Origin of the sequence: Georgenia faecalis, from assembly GCF_003710105.1 — a bacterium.
GTDB lineage: Bacteria > Actinomycetota > Actinomycetes > Actinomycetales > Actinomycetaceae > Georgenia_A > Georgenia_A faecalis.
Window position 1 is genome coordinate 2385319 of sequence record NZ_CP033325.1, and the last position, 22132, is coordinate 2407450.

Here is a 22132-nt window from a genome sequence, read left to right on the forward strand (position 1 = left end):
GGGCCACCGGTGTCGATCAGGCTCCGACGCGGAACCGGGCGAAGCCGGTCACCGTGCCGCCGGCGCCCTCGACGACCTTGCCGACGGTCGTCTTCGGGTCCCGGGCGAACGCCTGGTCGAGCAGGACGTTCTCCTTGAAGAAGCCGTTCATCCGGCCCTCGACGATCTTCGGGAGGGCGGCGTCGGGCTTGCCCTCGTTGCGGGCCGTCTCCTCGGCGATCCGACGCTCGTTCTCGACCGTCTCGGCCGGGACGTCGTCGCGGGTGAGGAAGGTCGGGGAGTACGCCGCGATGTGCATCGCGACGTCCCGGCCGACCTCGGCGCCCGCGGCGTCGGTGGCGACGAGCACGCCGACCTGCGGGGGCAGGTCCTTGGCCGTGCGGTGGAGGTAGCTGGCCACCTTCTCGCCCGAGACGCGCACCACGCGGCGCACGACGAGCTTCTCGCCGAGCGTGGCGGCCGTCTCGGCCACCAGGTCGGCGACGGTGCCACCGTCGGTCGGCGCGGCGAGGAGCGACTCGACGTCGGCGGCCTCGGACGCCACGGCGGCCGCGAGGACGCGGTCTGCGAGGGTGGTGAACGTGGCGTTCTTCGCGACGAAGTCCGTCTCGCAGTTGATCTCGACGAGGACGCCGGTCTCACCGGAGCCGTCGGACGAGGGGGCGACCTCGATGGCGACGAGGCCGTCGGAGGCGGCGCGGTCCTCGCGCTTGGCCACGCCCTTGAGCCCCTTGACGCGGATGATCTCGAGCGCCTTGTCCGAGTCGCCGTCCGCGGCGTCGAGGGCCTTCTTCACGTCGAGCATGCCCGCGCCGGTCTTCTCGCGCAGGGCCTTGATGTCAGCGGCGGTGTAGTTCGCCATGTGTGTCTCCAGCTCCTTCTCAGGCCTGCTCGGACGTCGTGTCCGGCGCCGGGGTGGACTCCGACGCCGCGGCGGCGGCGTCCTGGGCGGCGACGGAGTTGTCGGCGACCTGGGTGGTGTCGGCGCTGTCGGCGCCGGCAACCGGGGCGGGAGCCTCGGTGGCCTCGGTGGCCTCGGCTGCGGCGACGACGTCCTCGGCGGAGTTGGTCGCGCCGGCGACGTGCTGGGCCGCCTCGACGTCGGCCGCGGGGGCCTCGGCCTGGACGACGGAGGCCTGGGTGCTCTGGTCGGCCTCGTGGGCGGCGAGGAGCTCGCGCTCCCACTCCGCCAGCGGCTCGGCCGCGGGGGCCGCGGCGTCGCCGGAACCACCGGAGTGGCGGATGACGAGGCCCTCGGCGGCGGCGTCGGCGATGACCCGCGTGAGCAGGCCGACGGCGCGGATGGCGTCGTCGTTGCCGGGGATGCCGTAGTCGACGAGGTCCGGGTCGCAGTTGGTGTCGAGGATCGCGACGACGGGGATGTTGAGCTTGCGCGCCTCGGCGACGGCGAGGTGCTCCTTGTTCGTGTCGACGATCCACACGGCCGAGGGGACCTTGGCCATGTCGCGGATACCGCCGAGGGTGCGCTCGAGCTTGTCCTTCTCGCGGCGCATCATGAGCAGCTCCTTCTTCGTCCGGCCGCTCGCGGCGACGTCGTCGAAGTCGATCTGCTCGAGCTCCTTGAGGCGCTGGAGGCGCTTGTTCACGGTGCCGAAGTTGGTGAGCATGCCACCGAGCCAGCGCTGGTTGACGTAGGGCATGCCCACGCGCGCGGCCTGCTCGGCGACGGCCTCCTGAGCCTGCTTCTTCGTGCCGATGAAGAGGATGGTCCCGCCGTGGGCCACGGTCTCCTTGACGAAGGAGTACGCGTTGTCGATGTCGGCGAGCGACTTCTGGAGGTCGATGATGTAGATCCCGTTGCGCTCCGTGAAGATGAAGCGCTTCATCTTCGGGTTCCAACGGCGGGTCTGGTGCCCGAAATGCACGCCGCTCTCGAGGAGCTGGCGCATGGTGACGACGGCCATGGCACGTCCTTCCCACGCAGGTGTGTTCACCCACGCGTCAGGCGGGGCGGCGCTCGGCCTGGGGCCGGACCGCTCCGCGGTGTCGGGTTCGTTGCGGTCGGTTTCCCGCCGCTCCTGGCGCCCACGACCCGCCTGCGCCCGCCCGGAGGCGGGACCGCTGCCGGCGTGCCTCGCCGCGCTGGGCCGACCGGGTCGGCTGCGTGACGAAATGTGGGCGCGCGTTGTCAACCGGAGGACCGGTTGCAGGGGGAATGGTACCCGATCGGGGCGATCCGCTTCCGCGCGCCCGGGCGCCCCTGCCCCGCTCCCTCCCCCGTGATCATGCAGAAACGCTGACTCGGCCTGCACAGCCGCGTGGACGAGCGCGCCATCCACCGCCGTCGCCGACGGCGTCCCGCGGGTCGGCAGGCAGCGAGGACGCTGACGCCATGGTCACCACCACCGGCCCCACCGCCGCCACCGTCGCCGGGCTGGCGCTCGCCGCGCTGGCCTGGCTGGCCGGACCGCTGGCGCCGGGTGCGGCACCGGAGCCCCGCTCGGCGGCCGTCCTGGCCGACCCGGCGCGGGCGCCGTCGGCCCCACCGGCGCCGCTCGCCGCCGGCCCACCGTCGGGCCTCTCGGCGCCGGTGGAGGTGGCGTACCAGTGGCCCACCGGGGCGGAGGTGCCCGTCGCCCGTCCCTTCGACCGGCCGGCCCAGCCGTGGGCCAGCGGGCACCGCGGCGTCGACCTCACGCTCGGGGAGGGGGCACCCGTGCACGCGGCCGGCGACGGCGTGGTGGCGTTCGCGGGCGTCGTCGTCGACCGGCCGGTCGTCTCCGTCCAGCACGCCGACGGCATCCGCACCACCTACGAGCCCGTCGCCGCCGCCGTCGCCGCAGGCACGAGCGTGCGTGCCGGCCAGGTGATCGGCACGCTCGCGCTCCCCCACCACTGCGGCGACCGCGCGTGCCTGCACTGGGGCGCCCGCCGGGGCGCGGACGACTACGTCGACCCGCTGAGCCTGCTGCAGCGTGAGGTGGTCATCCGGCTCCTGCCGGGCTGATCAGGCCCGGGGGTGGGCCTGGGCGTACGCCGCCCGCAGCCGCTCGGCCGAGACGTGGGTGTAGCGCTGGGTCGTCGCCAGCGACGTGTGCCCGAGGACCTCCTGGACGGTGCGCAGGTCGGAGCCGCCGTCGAGGAGGTGGGTCGCGGCGGAGTGGCGCAGGCCGTGGGGGGCGAGGTCGTGGACGCCCGCGAGCGCCGTGAGGGCGTGGACCCGTTCGCGCACCGCGCGGACGCCGAGGCGGCCGCCGCGGGCGCCGAGGAACAGCGCCGGAGGCGAGGTGTCGGTCGCCAGGGCCGGTCGTCCGCGGTCCAGCCAGGCGTCGAGGGCCCGAGCGGCCGGGACCCCGAAGGGGACGACCCGCTCCTTTGCGCCCTTGCCGAGCACCCGCAGGGTCCGCTCGCGACGGTCGACGTCGGCAACGTCCGCGCCGACGAGCTCGCTCACCCGCACCCCGGCGGCGTAGAGCAGCTCGAGGGCGGCCCAGTCGCGCAGGTGGGCCGGGTCACCGTCCTCGGCGAGCTCGCCCGCGGTGGCCAGCAGGTCCGCGGCCTCCCCGACGGCGAGGATCGTCGGCACCCGGGAGTCCGGGCGCGGGCTGAGCAGCCGGAGGCCGACGTCGGCGCCCAGGTGGCCCCGCCGGTGCGCCCACGTGGTGAAGGTCCGGGCGGCCGCGGCGCGGCGGGCCAGTGTGGAGCGGGAACGGCCGGCGGCGGCCTGACCGGCCAGCCACGAGCGCAGGGCGGTGAGGTCGAGGAGGACGAGGTCGACCTGCGCACGGTCCGGCTCGGGGGTGTCCGCGGGCGGCGATCCGTCGGCGCCCGCCTCGTCTTCCGCACCGGCGACGTCGTCGGGCACCAGGGTGCCGAGCAGGTTGGCGACGTCGGCGAGGTAGGCGCGCACCGTGTGCTCCGACAGTCCTCGCTGGACGGCGAGGAAGCGTCGGAACTCGTCGAGCAGCGCGTCGCGGTCCACGGGCTCACCGTGACCCGCCAAGGGCCGCGGGGCAACGGGGCGCGCCGCACTCGGGCCGCGCTTCTGTGGGGTCGTCACGCGGCGACGCCCATGGGGGCCGTCCGCGCTTCTGCATGATCACGAAAGGGTGGGAGTGCGGTGACGCTCCCGCGTTCCTGCACGATCGCGAACGGGTGGGAGCGCGGTGACGCTCCCGCGCTTCTGCACGATCACGAGAGGGTGGGGTGACGCGGGGCCGGGCGCGAACGGCGCCACGCTCCGCCGTTGCGCTCCACCCTCCCGGCCAGCTCCAGTCGGCCCAGCGCCGAGCGCACCTCCCCCGGGCTGAGCCCGCTCGCCCGGACGACGTTGGGCGCCGGTGCGGCGCCGCGGGCCGGGAGCGCGTCGAGGACCCGCGCGCACACCGGGTCGAGGCCGTCGAGGAGCCCGCGAGCCACCTCGGGCTCGGGCGCGAGGGCCGCGCCGATCGGTCCGACGAGCTCGAGGATCTCCGCGGCGTCGGTGACGCACACGGCGTCGGTCTCCCGCAGGAGCCGGTGGCACCCCGCGGACGCCATCGACGTCACGGGACCGGGCACGGCCCCCACCGGCCGGAGCAGCGCGGCGGCGTGGGCCGCGGTGCTCAGCGCCCCGGAACGCCAGGCCGCCTCGACGACGACGCAGGCCCGGCTCCCGGCGGCGATGAGCCGGTTCCGCTCGAGGAACCGCGAGCGCATGGGCACGCTTCCCGGCGGCACCTCCGCGACGACCGCGCCGCTCGCCAGCACCTGCTCGAGGAGCGCGGTGTTGCCCGTCGGGTAGAGCCGGTCGACGCCACCGGCGAGGATCGCCACCGTGGGGGCCTCGACCGCGAGCGCGCCTCGGTGGGCCGCGGCGTCGATGCCGTACGCGCCGCCGGAGACGACGCTCACCCCGCGCTCCCCCAGGCCCATCGCCGCCTGGACGGCCACGTGCTCGCCGTAGCTCGTGCTCGCCCGGGCGCCGACGAGGGCGACCGCCCGGGCGAGCAGGCCCAGAGAAGCAGCCCCGCGGACCCACAGGGCGACGGGGGCCCGGTGGCCGAGGTCGTCGAGGCCGCCCGGCCACTCCTCGTCCCCCCGCACCACCAGCCGCCCGCCCAGCGCGGCGAGCCGGTCGAGCTCGCGGCGGATGTCCAGGCCCTCCAGACGCGGCGCCCACCGGCCGACCGCCCGCTCGACGCCCGGACGCCCGGCCCGCCCACCGCCCACCGCCGCCTGCCCCGACCCCGCAGCGGCGTGGACCAGCCACCCCAGCGCCTCGACCGGCCCCAGGTGGGCGAGCAGCGCGCCCGCGTCGGTGTCGCCCGGCTCGGCGATGCGGCTCCACGCCGCGGCCGCCAGGCGCGCGTCCGTGACGTCGAAGGGCAGCTCAGCCATGGTGACCACCCCGCGTCCGCAGGCTCAGCGCCGCGCCCACCTCGTCGGTGCCCGGGCGGTCCCGGCCGCCGAGGTCGGCCAGCGTCCAGGCCAGCCGCAGGACCCGGTCCATGCCGCGCAGGCTGAGGGACCCGGTCTCCAGCGCCCGTTCCAGGTCCGTGCGCACCGGCCGGGTGAGGCCGCCCTCGTGCCGGCGCAGCCACGTGCCCGGGACCTCGGCGTTGGTCCGCCAGGGGGTCCCCGCCAGGCGCTCCTGCTGCACCGCCCGGGCCCGCGCGACCCGCTCGGCGACGGTGGCACTCGGCTCGACCGGTCCGGCGAGGGCGAGGACGGCCCGGGTGACGGCGTCGACCTCCACCTGGATGTCGATCCGGTCCAGCAGCGGGCCGCTGAGCCGGGCGAGGTAGCGCCGCCGCGCCATCGCCGTGCACGTGCAGGCGAGCCCCTTGCCCACCGCCTTCCCGCACGGGCACGGGTTGGCGGCGAGGACGAGCTGGAACCGGGCGGGGTAGCGGGCGGCACCGCGGGCCCGGTGGAGGACGAGCTCACCGTGCTCGAGCGGCTGGCGCAGCGTCTCGAGCACGCGCGGGGAGAACTCCGGCGCCTCGTCGAGGAAGAGGACCCCGCGGTGCGCCCGTGACGCGGCGCCGGGGCGCGGCACGCCGGACCCCCCGCCGATGACCGCCGCGGGGGTGGCGGTGTGGTGGGGGTCCTCGTACGGCGGGCGGCGCAGCAGCCCACCGGCGGCGTCGAACGTCCCCGCCACGGAGTGCACCGACGTCACCTCGACGGCCTCGGCGTCCGACAGGTCCGGCAGGAGGCCGGGCAGGCGCGCGGCGAGCATCGTCTTGCCGGCGCCGGGCGGGCCGATGAGCAGGAGGTGGTGCCCACCGGCCGCAGCCACCTCCAGGGCGAACCGGGCCTCGTCCTGCCCCAGCACGTCCGCCAGGTCAGGGGGGCGCGCCCGGGGCGGGGACGCCGTCGGCGCGGGCGGCGCGGCGTGCCCGGCGGCCGGCCACCGCGCCTCGCCGCCGTAGCGCAGGACGACCTCCGCGAGGTGCTCGACGGCGTGCACCCGCGCCCCCGGGACGAGCTCCGCCTCGGCGGCGTTCCCCTCGGGGACGACGACGTCGGCGCGCCCGGCCGCCACCGCCGCGGCGACTGCCGGCAGCACCCCGCGGACGGGGTGCACCCGCCCGTCGAGCCCGAGCTCGCCGAGGTGCACGACCCGCCCGGCCTCGGCGGCCCCCGGCAGGCCGCCGGCGGCGAGGCAGGCGACGGCGATGGCGAGGTCGAACCCCGAGCCCGCCTTGGGCAGGGATGCCGGTGAGAGGTTGATGGTGCGCCGTCGGGCCGGCCAGGCGATGGAGCACGAGGCGACGGCGGCCCGCACCCGCTCGCGCGCCTCGGACAGCGACGCGTCGGGCAGGCCGACGAGGGTGAAGGCCGGCAGCCCGTCGGCGGCGTGCGCCTCCACCTCGACGAGGTGGCCCGTCAGGCCCACGAGGGCGACGGACCACGTCCGCCCGAGCCCCATCAGGCCACCGCCCGCAGGTGTTCCACGCGCGCCGGCCCCGACGGCTGCGGCCAGACGGCGACGACGTCGATGCGCACGCCCGAGGCGTGGACGTCGTGGAGCACGAGCCACCGGGCAGCCAGCCGGCGCAGCCGCGCGAGCTTCGCCCCGACGACGGCTTCCGCGGGGTGCCCGAAGGCCGTGCCGGTGCGGGTCTTCACCTCGACGAAGACGATCTCGTCGGCCTCCGGGTCGCGGGCGACGATGTCGAGCTCCCCGGCGTCGCACCGCCAGTTTCGGTCGAGCACCTCGAACCCCGCCGCCTTCAGGCGCTGGACCGCGACCCGCTCCCCGTACGCCCCGACGGCGTCCTTGGCTCCCATGGGGACCACCTCCGCCGCCAGCCTGGCGGGCACCGGGGACGCCGCCGGCGGGCCGGCCGCCCGTCTGTGGGCGGCCGGTCACTCGCTCGGGGTGTGGAGGAGGGGGCGCGCGCCGGCAGCTGCGCCCCCGGGCACGCCCTCCCGCGGGCACGCCCCCTCAGCGCGGCGCGATACCTCGGAACAGGTTGTCGACGACGGCGTCGAGGAACTCGTCGGTGACCGGCTCGTCCGGCACGAGGAGGCGGTGGTAGACCGCGCCCCACAGCTGGTCGACGAGGACCTGCACGTCGACGTCGGCGCGGATCTGGCCGAGCGCCCGGGCCTGCTCGAGGCGCTCGCCCGCGAGACGGCGCCGGACCGAGGAGTACAGCGCCCGGTAGGCGGTGGCCAGGTCGACGTCCGTCTGGGACTGGCCGATGAGCTGGAGCAGGGCCCGCCCGCCGGCGGTCGCCATGACGCCGGCGAAGGCCCCGAGCTGGCGCCGCAGGTCGGCCCGGACGTCGCCGGTGTCCGCGAAGGCGAGGGTCGGCTGCACCGCGTGGACGTAGCCGTCCAGGGCCAGCGCGCCCCGTGAGGGCCACCACTTGTACAGCGTCGTCTTGCTCACGCCGGACAGCCGCGCGACCCGCTCGAACGTGAGGTCGACGACACCCTCCCGCAGGACGAGGTCGCCGACCGTGCGCAGGACGTCGGCCCGGACCTCGTCGGCGGGGCGGCGGCCCCGGCCGCGCGGGCGGGGACCCGGCCCACCGGTCCCACGGGAACCCACGGCGCCCCCGGCCCCGTCCGGTGCGCCGGGCAGCTCGGCGTCGACGTCCGCGCTCATCCGAGTGCCCGCCCCGCCATCACGCGAAGCCGCCGTTGACGAAGAGGACCTGTCCGTTGACCCAGCGCCCGGGGCCGGCGAGGAACGCGATCATCTCGGCGGCGTCAGCAGGGGTGCCCAGCCGCTCGAGGGGCGACGCCTGGGCCAGGGCCCGGACCGTCGCCTCATCCTTGCCGTCGAGGAACAGCGGCGTGGCAGTCGGGCCGGGGGCGACCGCATTGACCGTGATGTCCCTGCCGCGCAGTTCCCGCGCGAGGATCAGCGTCATGCCCTCCACCGCCGCCTTCGAGGCCGCGTACGCCCCGTAGGTCGGCAGCTGCGTGCGCGTGACCGTGGTCGAGACGTTGACCAGCGCCCCGCCGCGACGCAGGCGGTTCGCGGCCAGCTGGGAGACGACGAACGTCCCCCGGACGTTGGTCCGGTGCATCCGGTCGAGGTCGGCCAGGTCGAGCGTCGCGATGGGCGACAGGAGCATGATCCCCGCCGTGTTGACGACGACGTCGAGCCCACCGAAGGCGTCCACGACAGCGTCGAACGCCGCTGCCATGGCGACCTCGTCGGCGACGTCGCCGCCGACCGCGAGGGCCCGGCCCCCCGAGCCGGTGATGGCGTCGACGACCTGCTCGGCCCGGTCGCGGTGCCCTGCGTAATGGACCGCGACGGCGATGCCGTCCGCCGCGAGGCGTTCGACGACCGCGCGGCCGATGCCGCCCGACCCCCCGGTGACCAGTGCGACGCGTTCCTCGGTGCTCATGGTTCCCCCTCGCGCGATAAATGGACGATGCGTCCATGTAATCACGAGGTGGACGGCACGTCCATATCTAGGAGTGCACCAGATGCCCGAGTCCACCGGCGTCGAGCAGCCCGGCGGCGTGCGGGTGCCGGGCCGACCCCGACCCCGATGCCGATGCCGGCCCCGCGCCTCGGCGGTGCGTCAGCTGAGGCGGTCGGGCAGGCGCAGCTCCGCCTTGGCGAGCTCCTCGACGTTGACGTCCTTGAAGGTGACGACCCGCACGGAGCGGACGAAGCGCGCGGAGCGGTAGACGTCCCACACCCAGGCGTCGCCGAGGGTGAGCTCGAAGAAGACCTCTCCCCCGGCCGAGCGCACCTGCAGGTCGACCTCGTTGGCGAGGTAGAAGCGGCGTTCGGTCTCCACGACGTAGGAGAAGAGCCCCACGACGTCGCGGTACTCGCGGTACAGGCCGAGCTCGAGCTCGGTCTCGTAGTTCTCCAGGTCCTCAGCGCTCACGCGACCATCATGCCTCGGCGCCGACCCTCGCTGCCGCACGTACCGTCACGTGGCCGTTCAGCTCGCGGGTCCCGTCGTCGAGCCCGGCCCCGCCGTCGAGCGCGTCCGACTCCACGACCAGGGCCGCCGCTCCCTCACCGGTCACGGGGTGCGCCGCGCTCTCCCCGGCCACCGCTTCCGGCGCGGCCACCACGTCCGGCGCCGCCTGCGGCAGGCGCCAGGACCTCCGGTGCAGCTCGGTCGGGCCGAGGTCGCGCAGCGCGAGGAGGTGCTCGGGCGCGGAGTACCCCTTGTTCGCGGCCCAGCCGTACTCGGGGTGGCGTGGCGAGAGCTCCACCATGATCGCGTCGCGCTCGCACTTGGCGAGCACGCTGGCCCCGGCGACGACGGCGCACCGCAGGTCGGCCTTGACCTGCGTGCGGACCAGCGGCACGGCCGCGGCGGGGGCGTCCAGGGCGGCGAAGAGGTCCTGCGGCGGCGTGAGCCAGTCGTGGGTGCCGTCGAGGATGAGGACGTCCGGCTCGACGCCCGCGGCCGCGAGCGTGGCGAGGGCACGGGTCCCGGCCAGGCGCAGGGCGGCGATGATGCCGAGGGCGTCGATCTCCGCGGGCGAGGCGTGCCCGACGGCGCTGCCGACGCACCAGCGGCGCACCGGCTCGCACAGGGCCTCGCGCGCCGCGGCGGTGAGCAGCTTGGAGTCCCGCAGCCCCCGCGGCAGCCGCCCGGTGGACTCGTCGACGACGACGACCCCCACGCTCACGGGCCCGGCGAGGGCGCCACGTCCGACCTCGTCCATGCCGGCGACGAGCCGGTGCCCGGCGGCCAGGAGGTCACGCTCGAGGTGGCGGGTGGGAGGGCGGGCGGGCACGGGCCCATGGTAAGCACCGCCGTCGGCGGAGCCGGGCGTACGGCGCCGGGTCAGGGCTCGGGGACGTCCTCGAAGGTGTCCCCAGGGTTGCGGAGCAGGCCCCAGCTCTCCACGGGCCACAGGACGACGAAGGCCGTGCCGACGACGTTGCTCAGCGGCACCGCGCCGCCGCCGGGGCTGCCGGGGTGCGCGCGCGAGTCCTGGGAGTTCGAGCGGTTGTCACCCATGAGCCACACGTGGCCCTCGGGCACCTCCGCGACGAACTCCTGGGCGCTGGGGTCCACGCCGGGGCGGAGGTACGGCTCGTCGATGGGCTCGCCGTTGACCATGACCCGGCCGTCGTCGCTGCAGCACTCGACGGTGTCCCCACCGACGCCGATGACCCGCTTGATGAGGTGCTCACCCGCGTTGTGGGGCAGCAGGCCGATGAAGGTGAGGGCCTCCTCGAGGCCCTTCTGGAACGCGCTGCGCGTGTCCGGTGCCTCGTCGCCGAGCCAGCCGCCCGGGTCGACGAAGACGACGATGTCCCCGCGGTGGACGTCGAGCGGGCCAGGCGCCAGCTTGCTCACCAGGACCCGGTCGCCCACGGCCAGGGTGTCCTCCATCGACCCCGAGGGGATGAAGAAGGCCTGGACGAGGAACGTCTTGATGAGGATCGACAGGACGAGCGCGCTGGCGAGGACGACGGCGGCCTCGCGGATGAGGCCCCGCGGCTTGCTCCGGTGCGGCGCCGGCGCGGTCTCCGCGTGGCGCCCCTCGGCCTTCAGGTGCTGCGGACCCGCGTCGTCGCGGGTGGCGGCGGTGCTGTCGTCGGAGTCGTTCACCGCAGCGACCCCACTTTCCTTACCTCGACCGTCAAAGAGACCTGCCCGGCTCGCGAGGAGCCGGGCAGGGTGCGCACGAGCGTCAGCTCGCCGTCGTCTCGCGCTTCTCCTTGATCTTGGCCTTCTTGCCGCGCAGGTTGCGCAGGTAGTACAGCTTCGCGCGGCGGACGTCACCGCGGGTGACGACCTCGATGTGGTCGATGCTCGGGGAGTGCACGGGGAACGTGCGCTCGACGCCGACGCCGAAGCTCACCTTGCGGATGACGAAGGTCTCGCGGACGCCAGCGCCGGAGCGCGCGATGACGGCGCCCTGGAAGACCTGGATGCGGGAGCGGGTGCCCTCGACGACCTTGACGTGCACGCGGAGCGTGTCACCGGCCCGGAAGGCGGGGATGTCGTCGCGCATCGAGGCGGCGTCGACGTGGTCCAGGGTCTGCATGTGTCTTCTCTTCCCGCCGGTGCCACAGGTCACCCGCGCTACTCAGGGCAGCCGGAGGCTGCTGGGGTCAGTGGTGGTCGCGCGTCCTGAGGGAGCCGGTCCCCTGTGGCAGATGCGGCAGAACAGACGGGCGACCGCCACAGTCTGCCACACCGGCTCAGGTCGGTGCCACGTCGCCCGTCATGACGACGTCGTCCTGCTCCTCGCCGCCCACGGTGAACCGGCGGCTGCCGGCGCGCACGAACCCGTGCCGGGCGTAGAAGCGCTGCGCGCGCCGGTTGGCGCGGTTGGTCCCCAGCCACAGGGTCCGGGCGCCGTGCTCGCGGGCGGCCGCCGTGGCCGCGGCGAGCAGGCGGCCCGCCACCCCGCTGCCCTGGTGCTCGGGCAGGACGTAGCACTTGCTCAGCTCCGCCGGGTGCTCGAGCGGCGCTCCCGCCGGGGGCGCGGCGCCGAGCACCACCAGCGTGTAGCCGACGAGGCGCGTGAGACCGGGCGCCAGCTCCTCCTCGGCGACGTGGACCAGCCGCTCGGGGTCGGCGAGGGAGGCGGCGAAACGGTCGGCGCCGAGCTGCTCGGTGACGAAGGCCTCGATGGCCTCCGCGCCCAGGGTGGGCGGGCAGGCGAGGTGGAAGGTGCGTGCGGCGAGGTCGGCGAGCGCGTCGGCGTCGGCCGCGGTGGCGGGACGCACGTGCACGCGGCGCAGCGCCGGGGCGCCCGTGGTGCGCACGACGGCGGTCCCGGCGCCGGCGTCACCGGCGACGAACCAGCCCTGCGCAGCCAGCGCCTTCCGGTCGGCGACGTCGAGCGAGGCGGGCTCGAGAGCGGCCACGAGGTCGGGGCGGCGCTCCGCGGTCCGGCGCAGGGCCTGGTCACGGCGCCAGCGCGCCACCCGGCCGTGGTGGCCGGAGGTGAGGACGTCGGGGACGTCGTGCCCGGCCCAGCTCGGCGGCTTGGTGTACACCGGGTACTCGAGCAGGCCGGCTGCCCCGTGCGACTCCTCGACGAGGGAGGCGGGGTTGCCGATGACGCCGGGCAGCAGGCGCGCGACGGCCTCGACGACGACGAGCGCCGCGACCTCACCACCGTTGAGGACGTAGTCCCCGATGGAGACCTCGCGCACCGTGACGTCCGGGCAAGCGGCGTAGTGCTCGACGACGCGCGCGTCGATGCCCTCGTAACGGCCGCACGCGAGCACGAGGTGGTCGGCGCTCGCCAGCTCGTGCGCCATCGCCTGGGTGAGCGGCTCCCCCGCGGGCGTGGGGACCACGAGCACCGCCGAGCGCGGAGCGTCCCCCGGCGTGCCGTCGGCGAGGACGTCGTCGAGCGCGCGGCCCCAGACGTCGGGCCGCATGACCATGCCCGCGCCCCCGCCGAAGGGGGTGTCGTCCACCGTGCGGTGCCGGTCCTGCGTCCAGGAGCGCAGGTCGTGGACCGCGACGTCGAGGAGGCCGTCGGCGCGCGCCTTGCCGACGAGGGACAGGCTCAGGGCGTCGAGGTAGGCGGGGAAGATCGTGAGGATGTCGATGCGCACGTCAGCCGGCGCTCCCACCGGCCGGGCGTTCCTCCTCGGCCGGGGCATCGGCGTCGTCCGGCTCGTCGGCGGCGTCCGGCTCGTCGAGGGGGTCGGCGGCGAGCAGCCCGCGCGGCGGGTCGACGACGACGCGGCCACCGGCAACGTCGACCACCGGGACGATCTCTCGGACGAAGGGGATCATCGACCGGGCGCCGACCGGCTCGTCGACGACGAGGACGTCGTGGGCGGGCAGGTGCTCGACGGCGGCCACGGTGCCCAGGGCGCGCCCGTCGACGTGCTCGACGCGCAGGCCGACGAGCTCCTGGGGGTACCAGGCGTCGTCGTCGTCGCCGGGCGCCGTCTCGACGACGAGCATGGTGCCGCGCAGGGCCTCGGCGCCGGTGCGGTCCTCGACCTCGGCGAAGCGCACCTGCCACGACCCGCTGCGCTCGGCGGCCTCGGCGACGGTGAGCGGTCCCCGCTCGGCGGGCTCGGTGAGGAGCACCGCCCCGGGCACGAACCGCTCCGCGGGGGCGTCCGTGCGCACCTCCAGCTTCACCATCCCGCGCAAGCCGTGCGCCCCGGCGATCCTCGCGACGACGCGCTCCATGCCTGCCCCTCTCGATGTCGACTCCGGTGCAGTTCTAACAGGCGAAGCACCGCGGTGCGAAGTCGGCCCCTCCCGGGCCGGCGCGGTGGCTCAGTCCTGGGCGAGGACCCCGAGGACCGGGTCCCAGGCGCGCACGGTGCGGCGGGTGACGAGGCGCGCCCGGTGGAAGGGGTCCTCGTCGAGCATCCGCTCCACGCCCGCGACGTCCTCGCCGACGACGAGGAGCAGCGCTCCGGGCGCGGCGTTGTCCAGCCAGGGGCCCGAGGCGAGGACGCGGCCGGCCTCGACGAGCTCGCCGAGGAAGGCCCGGTGGTCGGGGCGCACGAGGGCGATGTCGTCGGTGCGGGAGTGGTCGTAGGTGTACTCGACAGCGAAGACGGTCATCCCCGGACCGTACCGCGCGGCGGACGACGAGACCCCCGGGCCGGGGCGGGGCGCCGTGGGGCGCCGCGTCCCGGACCGGGGGTCCGGTGGTGCTGGGTGCGGGTCAGCGACGGTCGGTGTCGACGACGTCGACCCGCACGGGTCCGCGCGTGGAGAGCGCACCGATGACGGTGCGCAGGGCGCGGGCCGTGCGCCCCTGCCGCCCGATGACGCGGCCGAGGTCCTCGGGGTGCACGCGCACCTCGAGGAGCTCGCCGCGCCGGAGCGAGCGGGCGGTGACGGTGACGTCGTCGGGGTTGTCGACGATGCCCCGCACCAGGTGCTCGAGGGCGTCAGCCAGCATTGTCTTCGTCGGCGGCCGCCTCGGCCGCAGGCGCCTCGGCGGCGGGCGCCTGGGCCGCAGCCTCGGCGGCGCGAGCCTTGCGCTTCTCGGCGTCGTCCTCGGCAGCCTTGACGGCCGCCGCGGTCGCCGCAGCCTGGGCGTCGGCGTCGGAGTTCTTGGTCCGCAGGGTGCCCTCGGCACCGGGCAGGCCCTTGAACTTCTGCCAGTCACCCGTGACCTTGAGCAGCGCCATGACCTGCTCGGTGGGCTGCGCGCCCACGGAGAGCCAGTACTGCGCGCGGTCCGACTTGATGTCGATGACCGAGGGCTCCTCGGTCGGGTGGTACTTGCCGATCTCCTCGATCGCCCGGCCGTCGCGCTTGGCGCGCGAGTCCATGATGACGACGCGGTAGTACGGCGCGCGAATCTTGCCCATGCGCTTGAGACGGATCTTGACTGCCACTAGGTGGTCGCTCCTGGTTCTGGGGATGTGGACCGTGCGCGAGCCCGGTGGGTGTCGGGCACGAGGGTGGTCCTGGACGCGACTCCGGGAGGTGAGAGGGGCCGCCCGGGCCGGGTACAGCGGGCCATTCTGCCAGATGCGGGCGGGTTGGCCCAACCTTCTGCCCCGCCGGGCGGCACCTCGCTCACGACCAGCGGAACAGCTTGGTCGCCAGGGGGTAGAGGACGACGACGTAGGCGAGCATGACGACGGCCTCCAGGGCCGGGAAGTCGCCGTGGAACCACGCGGTGGTCATCGCCTGGCTGGCGGCACCGAGCGGGGTGTAGGCGCCGATCGTCGCCAGGGTCTCGGGCATGGCCGGGCCGGGCGTCCACATGCCGGCGAAGAGCAGCATGGGGAAGAAGACGAGCATGCCGAGGCCGGAGGCGGAGCTCGCCTTCGGGGCGCGGGCGGCGATGAGCAGCCCGACGCCGAACATCGCCGCGGCGCCGAGGACGAAGGCGAGGAGCGCGACGAGCGGCTGGTCGGGCAGCGGGGCGTCGAAGGTGAGCGCCCCGACCGTCAGCGCGAGCACCGCCGCGACGACCAGGGCGGCGAGGTTGACCGCGACCTGCGCGACGAGCACGCCCTGCGGGCGCATCGGCGTGGTCGACAGCCGGCGCAGGATCCCCTGCTCCCGGTAGGTCGCGAGGACCACCGGCAGCGTGGTGAGGGCGGGGGTGGCGATGACGGCGGCGAGGACCACCGGCAGGTACAGGTGGATCGGCAGCATCCCAGTCCAGGGCGGGGGTGCGTCGGTGATGGGGTCGCGCATCCCGGGGATGGCGAGCCCGACGCCGACGAGCAGGACGCTGGGGAAGGCGAGGGCGAAGAACGAGCCGCCGGCGTCGCGCAGGAACAGGCGCGCCTCGGACGCGGCGAGCGCGCCGAGCCCGCGGGTGGCGGTGGGGGCGGTGAGGGTGCTCATCGCAGGACCTCCTCGGTCGGGGTGGGGACGGAAGCCCCGCTCACCTCGACGAAGACGTCCTCGAGGGTGCGGGAGAGCGTGCGGACCTCGTCGGGGACGATGTCGCGCCGGGCGAGGTCGAGGACGACGGCGGGAAGGACGCGCTCCCCGCCGGTGACCTCGTACTCCTCGCCGTCGTGCCGGACGGAGTGGACGTCGTCGAGCGCGAGGAGCGCGTCCGCGACGGCGTCGGACGTCTCCCCCGGCAGCCGCATGCGGAAGGCGCGCTCGTGCTCGGACCCCCGCACGAGCTCGGCGGGGGTGCCGAGGGCGGCCACCCGGCCGTCGACGATGATCGCCAGGCGGTCGCTCAGCCGCTCGGCCTCGTCCATGAAGTGGGTGACGAGGACGACCGTGACGCCGGAGTCCCGGACCCGTTCGACCAGGGCCCAGGTGTCCCGGCGCGCCTGCGGGTCGAGCCCGGTGGTGAGCTCGTCGAGGATGGCCACCTCGGGGTTGCCGATGAGGGCGAGGGCGATGGACAGCCGCTGCTGCTGACCACCGGAGAGGTCGGCGAACGCGGTGTCCTTCTTCTCGGTGAGGCCGAGCAGGTCGAGCAGCTCGTCGGCGTCGGCGGGGTGCGGGTAGAAGGAGGCGTACAGCGCCAGCGCCTCCCCCACCCGGAGCTTCGCCGGGAGCTTGGCCTCCTGCAGCTGGATGCCGACGCGTTCACGCACGGCGGCGGGCTCGGCCTGGGGGTCGACGCCGAGGAGCCGGACGCTGCCGCCGTCGGCCTGGCGCAGGCCGGCGAGCACCTCGACCGTCGTCGTCTTGCCGGCCCCGTTGGGGCCGAGGATGCCGAAGATCTCGCCGCGTTCGACGGTGAGGGAGACATCGGCGACGGCGACCTTCTCGCCGTAGGTCTTGCGCAGGTGGTCGATCTCGATGACGGGACTCATCACTGCTCCTCTCGGGCGGGCGGCGGCGCCTCCGCCGGACGGCTGAGGCGCTCAGGTGGTGACGCGGCGGATGGCGACGTCGCGGGTGAGGCGGTGGAAGCCGGCGGCACCGAGCGCGATGACGACGACGGCTCCGGGGACGGCCAGCGCGGCAGTGGACAGCGAGAACGGGGCGGCGTCGACGAACCAGCCGTCGCCGCCCAGGAGCGGGGTGAGGAGCTGCAGGAGCACGGCGGGGGCCGCGGTCAGCGGGAGGAGCAGGGTGCCCCACCACCCGCCGTAGCGGTAGTACCCGATGCCCACGAGCAGACCGCTCACCTGGGCGCCGACGAAGAGCAGCGCGTAGCCCAGGAGGCCCGGCCCGAAGCCGCTCTGCCACAGGGCGACGTCGTCGGCGCCGGCGACGTGCGGCCACCCGAAGCGTGCGAAGACCGCGCCCTCGGCGAGCATGGCCAGGCTCATCACGAGGGCGTACACCACCCCGCTCACCACGCTCGTGACGAGCGCCGCGCGGATGAAGGAGCGCCGGGTCATCCCGTTGGCCACGTGCACGCTCAGCTGGGCGGTGGCGCTGATGATGGCGATGGCGAACGGGAACCAGGTGGCCCCCTCGGAGGCGAACTGCATGATCGACACAGTGACCGTGCCGATCCGGTCGATGACGATGAGCGCCACGGTGACGACGGCGACGGCGATGAGCCAGAACCACGCCGCGAGGTAGAGCTGCACGGCGAGCACCCACCCCAGCGCCCGACGCCACTGCGGGCGCCCGACGGCGGTGCCCGGGCGTCGTCGCGGGCGGCCGGGCAGCCCGCCGGTGGTGAGGTACCCGCTCATGACTTTCCTCCCGTGAGATGGACGAACAGGTCCTGCAGGCCGACGGGGCCGATGTCCAGCCCGGCGGCGTCGAGCCGGGCGCGCTCGTCCGCGCCGAGGGCATCGAAGACGGTGACCTCCGCGGTGGGGCCGAGGTCGCGCCGGCCGATGACGGTGAGGTCGCGGGTCGCCTCGGCCACGCGGTCCTTGGGGCCCGTGACGGTCGCGCCGCGGGCGCGGACGGAGTCGGCGTCCTCGGCGAGCAGCACGCGCCCGGCCTCGAGGACGACGACCTCCTCGAAGAGCCGCTCGACCTCGCTGATGAGGTGGCTGGAGAGGATGATCGTGCGCGGGTGCTCGACGTAGTCGGCGAGCAGGGCGTCGTAGAACCGGTAGCGCGAAGGCGCGTCCATGCCGAGGTAGACCTCGTCGAAGATGGTCAGCGGGGCGCGCGAGGCGAGTCCGATGACGGCGCCGACGGCGGAGCGCTGGCCGCGCGAGAGGGTGCCGGGCCGCTTCCTCAGGCTCAGCTCGAAGGCGTCGAGGAGCTCGGCGGCGTACTCGCCGTCCCACGTGGGCCGCGCGGCGGCGACGAGGTCGAGCGTGTCGGAGAGCTTCTCGTCGGCCATGACGTCCCCGCTCTCGCGGATGAGGCAGACCCGCTCCATGACCCGCTCGTTCTCGAACGGGTCCTCCCCGTCGACGAGCACGGAGCCAGTCGACGGCTTGCGCAGCGCGGCGAGGACGGACAGCAGCGTCGTCTTGCCGGAGCCGTTGCGCCCGAGGAGGCCGACGATCGCGCCGGCGGGAAGGTCGAGGCTGGCGCCGTCGAGCGCCTGCGTGTCGCCGTAGCGGACGCCGAGGTCGCGGACCTGGACCGCGAAGCCGGTCATGACGGGGTTCCCTTCGTGGAGCGGATGTGGGTGAGGACGTCGTCGGTGCTGATGCCGAGGAGCTGGGCCTCGCGCAGGACCGGGTCGAGCTGCTCGGTGAAGAACGCGCGTCGCCGCTCCTCGCGCAGGCGCTCGGCGGCGCCGTCGGCGACGAACATCCCCACGCCGCGCTGCTTGTAGATGACGCCCTCGTCGACGAGCTCGGCGAAGCCCTTCGCGGCGGTCGCGGGGTTGATCCGGTATGTCGTCGCGTACTGCGTCGTGGACATGACCTGGTCTCCGCTCTTGAGGGTGCCGTCGAGGACCTGCTGGCGGAGCTGCTCCGCGATCTGCAGGTAGATCGGTTCCGGACCGTCGAACACATCACCCTCCGGTCTGCTGGTTCATTACATGAGTAATGAACCAGAGAAGTATGCCGCCGTCAAGAGGACCACGGACGTGTTCGCGGGCACGGCGCGCAGAGCCGAGGGCGTGGGTGAGCGGAGCACCGCGCGTCGACGGCGCCCGTTCGTCGGCGCTCCAGAGGACGTCGTGGGTCAGCGCTCCCCCGCGGCGCCGCCACGAGGGAGGCGGCTGTCCACAGCGAGACCGGCGGCCGGGATCTCCGACCTCGCGATCTCCGGGCCTAGGAGACGGGGCACGTGAGCTGCGGACGGCCTCCCGCTCGGCGGAGCCGCCGCTGCGAGCTGCGCCCCGCGGCGGCAAGGCGTCGCGGGGCGCGCGCACGAGGGGCCTCCGAGGTGATCGAGACGGTAGCCGTCTCTCTCACGCCGGAGGCCCCTCGCTCGGACTAGGACCGCGTCGCCACCCCGACGGGCGACGACAGCACCCCCCAGCCGGTCACTGGTCCAGCAGCCACCGCAGGATGGAGGCGTCCTCGTAGGTCGGCGCCGCCGCCAGGTGCTGGTCCGGCTCGTAGAACGCCGCCAGGGGATACTCGGTGTACTTGACGAGCGCGGTCGCCTGCGCCGGGGTCAGTCCCATCGCCATGTAGGCGTTCCAGATCCGGTTGAACGACGCCTGGCCGGTGGTCACCACGTTGAGCAGGTGGTCGCCGGTGCCGTGGGTCACCCACACCGGCGTGCGCGACGCCGCGATCGCGTCCGCCTGCGCCTGGCTCGCACCGAACCCGCCGGTGACGAGCATGGCGTCGAAGAGCCCGGGGTGGTTCGTCAGGGCGTCCCACGCGAGGACCGACCCGTACGACACGGTCGACCCGTAGATGCGGTCGGGGTCGACGGAGAACTCGTCCGCGAACCCGTTGACGACCTCGACCATCGCCCCTGCCTGGTCGGCACCGGTGCCGGTCCGCCGGTTCTGCACGGCGAGCACGATGACGTCCTCCTCCGACTCCGTCCACTCCTCCTGCAGCCACGCGACGGCCGGGATGTCCGAGGCGACCTGGACGCCCTCGTTGTTCGTGCCGTCGGCACTCTCGATGTACCCCTGGCCGTGCCCGGGCAGGATCACGACGACGGGGTACTGCTTGGTCGCGTCGTAGTCCTCTGGCAGCCAGTACGCGTACGGCACCTCGGTACCGGTGCTCGTCGTGAATCGCTCGTAGACGAAGTCGTCGTAGAGGAGGTTCACGGCGGGCTGCGTGGGCGCGTGCGCGACGGCGGACGCCCGGGCGAGCACGGGCCCCTGCCCGTCGCCGTTCTCGGGTGCGACGTGGACCGCCTCGTTCTGGACGACGCGGGTCTGCAGGTCGGGATTGACCCGCACGCCGCCCTGCCACGCGATCACCGTGCTGCCGCCCGGGTCCATCGGGTCCAGCTCGATGATGACGTACCGGCCACGGTCGGACTGCTGGTCCGCCTCGAGCGACGGTGCGTCGTTCGTGTAGATCGCCGTGATCGTACGGTCGGCCCTCTTGGTCGGGTCGGTGAGGTCGGCGACGGGGTTGAACCGGAAGTTGTACAGGCTGTCCGAGACGGTGAACGTGGCGAGGTCGAGCCCGCGCGGGTCGACGTCGGCCGAGTACTCCACGGCCACCGCGGTGACCTTCTGGCCGTAGGCGAGGATCTCGGTGATGGGGACGACCCCCTGGATCCCCTGCTCCAAGGCGCAGTCGAAGGCGGCGTACGGCACGGTGAGCGTCGTCGGGTCGTACCCGTCCGCGGTGGCCGTCGCGGTCACCTCGCTCGCCGGCACCGACTCGAGCCGGGTGCTCAACGTGACGGTGGTGGACCGCTCGGGACCCACCGTGATCGTCCGCGCGCCGTAGGCCGTGGACAGCGTGACCTCGGCGGGCGCGTCGGAGCCGTTCGTCACGCGGAGCACCTGGACGGCGCGCCCGACGACGCACCGGGTGTCCGTCTCGACGGAGACGTCGACCTCGCCGACGGGCTCATCCTGCTCCCACAGGTAGTCCCTGGCGAAGATCGTGAACAGCTGGCCCGCCGTCATCCCGTCATGGGCGCCGGGGACCTGGGCGGTCCCCGCCGTGAACCCTCGGGACCTGAAGCTCTCCGCGATGGCGTTGTGCGCGTCGGGGCCTCCTTCGAAGATGCCGTTCCCGAGGAACACGGTCAGGTCCCCCGTGCCGACCGCGGCTGCGAGGGCGTCGTAGTTCGCGTCGGTGAGGGTCGGGTTCCCGGAGAAGAAGCCGTAGGAGCCGAAGGCCGTCGGGTGGTTCGCGATGACGAAGCCGCCGGTCGACCCACCGTAGGAGAACCCGCCGTAGGCGCGCCCCTCGCGCTCGCTCGAGACGTTGAACCTCTCCTCCACGAAGGGGAGGATGACCTCGACCAGGTTGTTCGCCGCATTGAGGCGGTCGTACGAGGCAAAGTTGAGGCCGGTGCCGGTGAAGTGGTTGCCCATGGTGACGACCACCGTCGGTTCGATCTCGCCCCTCGCGGTCATGTTGTCCAGGATGTTCGGGACGTTGACGGGGACCATGAAGTCGGTCTCGTCGCCGAAGATGCCGTGGGCGAGGTAGACGACCTTGTAGGGCTCCGCGCGGTCCGGGTCGTAACCCGCCGGCAGGTAGACACCGAGGTGGTGGCCGTCGTCGCCGAGGATGGTCGTGTAGGGCACGTACTGGACGGTGCCCCTGCGCGCCGGGTCGGCCGCCGGCAGCTCGTACGTGGCGCGTGCCTCGAGGATCGGGTCGTCCTGCTCCTCCGCGTACGGCACGTACACCGTGTCGAGCACGTCGTTGTTCCGCACGCGGAAGGACGTGTCGCCCGGGGGCCGCGGGTGCGGGGATGCGGGGTCCCAGATGCGCTTGTTCTCCCATCCCTGCGTCGGGTCCCAGACCCGGTACCAGTAGCTGAGGCCGCCCGCGTGCAGGGGGACGGAGACCGACCAGTAGCCGTTCTCGTCCTTCGTCATGTCCCGCAGGAACTCCGTGCCGCCCGCGTGGTAGCGCCCGGGCTCCCACTCCTCCGGCTCATACCGGGTCGCCCTGCCGGTGTCGACGTCGAGCAGCGTCAGGTCACCGGCAAGGCGGACCTGGGTCGCATCGGGGTTGCGGTAGACGAACGTCACGGTGTACCCCGTCGGTGAGCTCGGGTCCGCCGTGACGGTCGGCCCCTCCACCATCGGCGCCACCTGGGCGACTGCGGCCGGCGCGACGGCGAGGGCAGACGCGACGAGCAACAGCAGGGCAAGCAACGACGCCACGGGCCGGTGCCCGCGTATTCCTGTTCGCTTCTCCATCTGGATACGCTCCTTTGCGTTTCTCTCGCAGTGGACTCTTCCCGGCCGAACGAGCGAGGGGATCCGAGACAACGTCTCCCTTCGGCGAGATCCTCCCCGTCTCCCCGCCCCGAGCCCG

At 74.3% G+C, this 22132-nt stretch carries 24 protein-coding genes; 1 reads left to right on the forward strand and 23 read right to left on the reverse strand.

Annotated elements, in window-relative coordinates:
• Positions 1-16: 16 nt before the first annotated feature.
• The gene (tsf, locus tag EBO36_RS10385) at positions 17-862 is read right to left on the reverse strand and encodes a translation elongation factor Ts (RefSeq protein WP_122824556.1); all 846 of its coding nucleotides are present in this window, start codon (positions 860-862) and stop codon (positions 17-19) included.
• Positions 863-881: 19 nt separating this feature from the next.
• On the reverse strand, positions 882-1925 hold the full coding sequence (gene rpsB, locus EBO36_RS10390; RefSeq protein ID WP_122824557.1) for a 30S ribosomal protein S2: 1044 nt from the start codon (positions 1923-1925) through the stop codon (positions 882-884).
• 428 nt (positions 1926-2353) lie between these two features.
• Between rpsB and EBO36_RS10395 the strand changes: the two genes are divergently transcribed.
• Entirely contained in the window at positions 2354-2968 is a 615-nt protein-coding gene (locus EBO36_RS10395; RefSeq protein ID WP_122824558.1) for a M23 family metallopeptidase, read from the forward strand.
• Here the strand turns inward: EBO36_RS10395 and EBO36_RS10400 are convergent, their stop codons facing one another.
• From EBO36_RS10400 to EBO36_RS10500, 21 genes are all read right to left on the reverse strand, one after another.
• Positions 2969-3943 carry a tyrosine-type recombinase/integrase gene (locus EBO36_RS10400; protein WP_244925270.1) on the reverse strand — a complete coding sequence of 325 codons (975 nt, stop codon included), beginning with the start codon at positions 3941-3943 and terminating at the stop codon, positions 2969-2971.
• Positions 3944-4152: 209 nt separating this feature from the next.
• Positions 4153-5340: a DNA-processing protein DprA gene (gene dprA, locus EBO36_RS10405; protein ID WP_122825610.1), complete on the reverse strand. Its 1188-nt coding sequence runs from the start codon at positions 5338-5340 to the stop codon at positions 4153-4155.
• On the reverse strand, positions 5333-6877 hold the full coding sequence (locus EBO36_RS10410) for a YifB family Mg chelatase-like AAA ATPase (RefSeq protein ID WP_122824559.1): 1545 nt from the start codon (positions 6875-6877) through the stop codon (positions 5333-5335). The genes dprA and EBO36_RS10410 overlap by 8 nt, the downstream gene beginning before the upstream one ends.
• Positions 6877-7239 (reverse strand): YraN family protein, encoded by a 363-nt coding sequence (locus EBO36_RS10415; protein WP_122824560.1) that lies wholly within the window; start codon positions 7237-7239, stop codon positions 6877-6879. Before EBO36_RS10415 ends, EBO36_RS10410 begins: the two co-directional genes overlap by 1 nt.
• Before the next feature lie 157 nt (positions 7240-7396).
• The gene (locus EBO36_RS10420) at positions 7397-8065 is read right to left on the reverse strand and encodes a TetR-like C-terminal domain-containing protein (RefSeq protein ID WP_122824561.1); all 669 of its coding nucleotides are present in this window, start codon (positions 8063-8065) and stop codon (positions 7397-7399) included.
• Between the two features lie 19 nt (positions 8066-8084).
• Positions 8085-8819, reverse strand: a complete 735-nt coding sequence (locus tag EBO36_RS10425; protein WP_122824562.1) for an SDR family oxidoreductase — start codon at positions 8817-8819, stop codon at positions 8085-8087.
• Between the two features lie 180 nt (positions 8820-8999).
• Positions 9000-9314: a DUF2469 domain-containing protein gene (locus tag EBO36_RS10430; protein WP_122824563.1), complete on the reverse strand. Its 315-nt coding sequence runs from the start codon at positions 9312-9314 to the stop codon at positions 9000-9002.
• 7 nt (positions 9315-9321) lie between these two features.
• On the reverse strand, positions 9322-10182 hold the full coding sequence (locus EBO36_RS10435) for a ribonuclease HII (RefSeq protein WP_241236860.1): 861 nt from the start codon (positions 10180-10182) through the stop codon (positions 9322-9324).
• Positions 10183-10232: 50 nt separating this feature from the next.
• A complete protein-coding gene (gene lepB / locus EBO36_RS10440) occupies positions 10233-11006 on the reverse strand; it encodes a signal peptidase I (protein ID WP_122824564.1) in 774 nt (257 codons plus the stop codon).
• 82 nt (positions 11007-11088) lie between these two features.
• Positions 11089-11445 carry a 50S ribosomal protein L19 gene (rplS, locus tag EBO36_RS10445; protein WP_122824565.1) on the reverse strand — a complete coding sequence of 119 codons (357 nt, stop codon included), beginning with the start codon at positions 11443-11445 and terminating at the stop codon, positions 11089-11091.
• Between the two features lie 157 nt (positions 11446-11602).
• The gene (gene trmD, locus EBO36_RS16035) at positions 11603-12976 is read right to left on the reverse strand and encodes a tRNA (guanosine(37)-N1)-methyltransferase TrmD (RefSeq protein WP_122824566.1); all 1374 of its coding nucleotides are present in this window, start codon (positions 12974-12976) and stop codon (positions 11603-11605) included.
• A 1-nt stretch (position 12977) separates the two neighbouring features.
• Positions 12978-13568, reverse strand: a complete 591-nt coding sequence (gene rimM, locus EBO36_RS10455; protein ID WP_122824567.1) for a ribosome maturation factor RimM — start codon at positions 13566-13568, stop codon at positions 12978-12980.
• 90 nt (positions 13569-13658) lie between these two features.
• Positions 13659-13952: a YciI family protein gene (locus tag EBO36_RS10460; protein ID WP_122824568.1), complete on the reverse strand. Its 294-nt coding sequence runs from the start codon at positions 13950-13952 to the stop codon at positions 13659-13661.
• Positions 13953-14055: 103 nt separating this feature from the next.
• Positions 14056-14295 carry an RNA-binding protein gene (locus tag EBO36_RS10465; protein WP_122824569.1) on the reverse strand — a complete coding sequence of 80 codons (240 nt, stop codon included), beginning with the start codon at positions 14293-14295 and terminating at the stop codon, positions 14056-14058.
• Positions 14285-14737: a 30S ribosomal protein S16 gene (gene rpsP / locus EBO36_RS10470; RefSeq protein ID WP_122824570.1), complete on the reverse strand. Its 453-nt coding sequence runs from the start codon at positions 14735-14737 to the stop codon at positions 14285-14287. The genes EBO36_RS10465 and rpsP overlap by 11 nt, the downstream gene beginning before the upstream one ends.
• 184 nt (positions 14738-14921) lie before the next feature.
• Complete coding sequence (locus EBO36_RS10475; RefSeq protein ID WP_122824571.1) at positions 14922-15704, reverse strand: ABC transporter permease; 783 nt, start codon at positions 15702-15704, stop codon at positions 14922-14924.
• A complete protein-coding gene (locus EBO36_RS10480) occupies positions 15701-16642 on the reverse strand; it encodes an ATP-binding cassette domain-containing protein (protein WP_122824572.1) in 942 nt (313 codons plus the stop codon). The genes EBO36_RS10475 and EBO36_RS10480 overlap by 4 nt, the downstream gene beginning before the upstream one ends.
• Positions 16643-16693: 51 nt before the next feature.
• Positions 16694-17479, reverse strand: a complete 786-nt coding sequence (locus EBO36_RS10485) for a hypothetical protein (protein ID WP_122824573.1) — start codon at positions 17477-17479, stop codon at positions 16694-16696.
• Positions 17476-18351 carry an ABC transporter ATP-binding protein gene (locus EBO36_RS10490; RefSeq protein WP_122824574.1) on the reverse strand — a complete coding sequence of 292 codons (876 nt, stop codon included), beginning with the start codon at positions 18349-18351 and terminating at the stop codon, positions 17476-17478. The genes EBO36_RS10485 and EBO36_RS10490 overlap by 4 nt, the downstream gene beginning before the upstream one ends.
• Complete coding sequence (locus EBO36_RS10495) at positions 18348-18713, reverse strand: GntR family transcriptional regulator (RefSeq protein ID WP_122824575.1); 366 nt, start codon at positions 18711-18713, stop codon at positions 18348-18350. Before EBO36_RS10495 ends, EBO36_RS10490 begins: the two co-directional genes overlap by 4 nt.
• Before the next feature lie 478 nt (positions 18714-19191).
• Positions 19192-22014 carry an alpha/beta hydrolase-fold protein gene (locus EBO36_RS10500; RefSeq protein ID WP_122824576.1) on the reverse strand — a complete coding sequence of 941 codons (2823 nt, stop codon included), beginning with the start codon at positions 22012-22014 and terminating at the stop codon, positions 19192-19194.
• Positions 22015-22132: the final 118 nt, after the last annotated feature.

Excerpts from the sequence above, each read along its gene's own strand:
- tsf (WP_122824556.1), bottom strand. The coding sequence starts at position 862 with ATGGCGAACTACACCGCCGCTGACATCAAGGCCCTGCGCGAGAAGACC.
- rpsB (WP_122824557.1), bottom strand. The coding sequence starts at position 1,925 with ATGGCCGTCGTCACCATGCGCCAGCTCCTCGAGAGCGGCGTGCATTTC.
- EBO36_RS10395 (WP_122824558.1), top strand. The coding sequence starts at position 2,354 with ATGGTCACCACCACCGGCCCCACCGCCGCCACCGTCGCCGGGCTGGCG.
- dprA (WP_122825610.1), bottom strand. The coding sequence starts at position 5,340 with ATGGCTGAGCTGCCCTTCGACGTCACGGACGCGCGCCTGGCGGCCGCG.
- EBO36_RS10410 (WP_122824559.1), bottom strand. The coding sequence starts at position 6,877 with ATGGGGCTCGGGCGGACGTGGTCCGTCGCCCTCGTGGGCCTGACGGGC.
- EBO36_RS10415 (WP_122824560.1), bottom strand. The coding sequence starts at position 7,239 with ATGGGAGCCAAGGACGCCGTCGGGGCGTACGGGGAGCGGGTCGCGGTC.
- EBO36_RS10420 (WP_122824561.1), bottom strand. The coding sequence starts at position 8,065 with ATGAGCGCGGACGTCGACGCCGAGCTGCCCGGCGCACCGGACGGGGCC.
- EBO36_RS10425 (WP_122824562.1), bottom strand. The coding sequence starts at position 8,819 with ATGAGCACCGAGGAACGCGTCGCACTGGTCACCGGGGGGTCGGGCGGC.
- rplS (WP_122824565.1), bottom strand. The coding sequence starts at position 11,445 with ATGCAGACCCTGGACCACGTCGACGCCGCCTCGATGCGCGACGACATC.
- rimM (WP_122824567.1), bottom strand. The coding sequence starts at position 13,568 with ATGGAGCGCGTCGTCGCGAGGATCGCCGGGGCGCACGGCTTGCGCGGG.
- EBO36_RS10460 (WP_122824568.1), bottom strand. The coding sequence starts at position 13,952 with ATGACCGTCTTCGCTGTCGAGTACACCTACGACCACTCCCGCACCGAC.
- EBO36_RS10465 (WP_122824569.1), bottom strand. The coding sequence starts at position 14,295 with ATGCTGGCTGACGCCCTCGAGCACCTGGTGCGGGGCATCGTCGACAAC.
- EBO36_RS10475 (WP_122824571.1), bottom strand. The coding sequence starts at position 15,704 with ATGAGCACCCTCACCGCCCCCACCGCCACCCGCGGGCTCGGCGCGCTC.
- EBO36_RS10480 (WP_122824572.1), bottom strand. The coding sequence starts at position 16,642 with ATGAGTCCCGTCATCGAGATCGACCACCTGCGCAAGACCTACGGCGAG.
- EBO36_RS10485 (WP_122824573.1), bottom strand. The coding sequence starts at position 17,479 with ATGAGCGGGTACCTCACCACCGGCGGGCTGCCCGGCCGCCCGCGACGA.
- EBO36_RS10490 (WP_122824574.1), bottom strand. The coding sequence starts at position 18,351 with ATGACCGGCTTCGCGGTCCAGGTCCGCGACCTCGGCGTCCGCTACGGC.
- EBO36_RS10500 (WP_122824576.1), bottom strand. The coding sequence starts at position 22,014 with ATGGAGAAGCGAACAGGAATACGCGGGCACCGGCCCGTGGCGTCGTTG.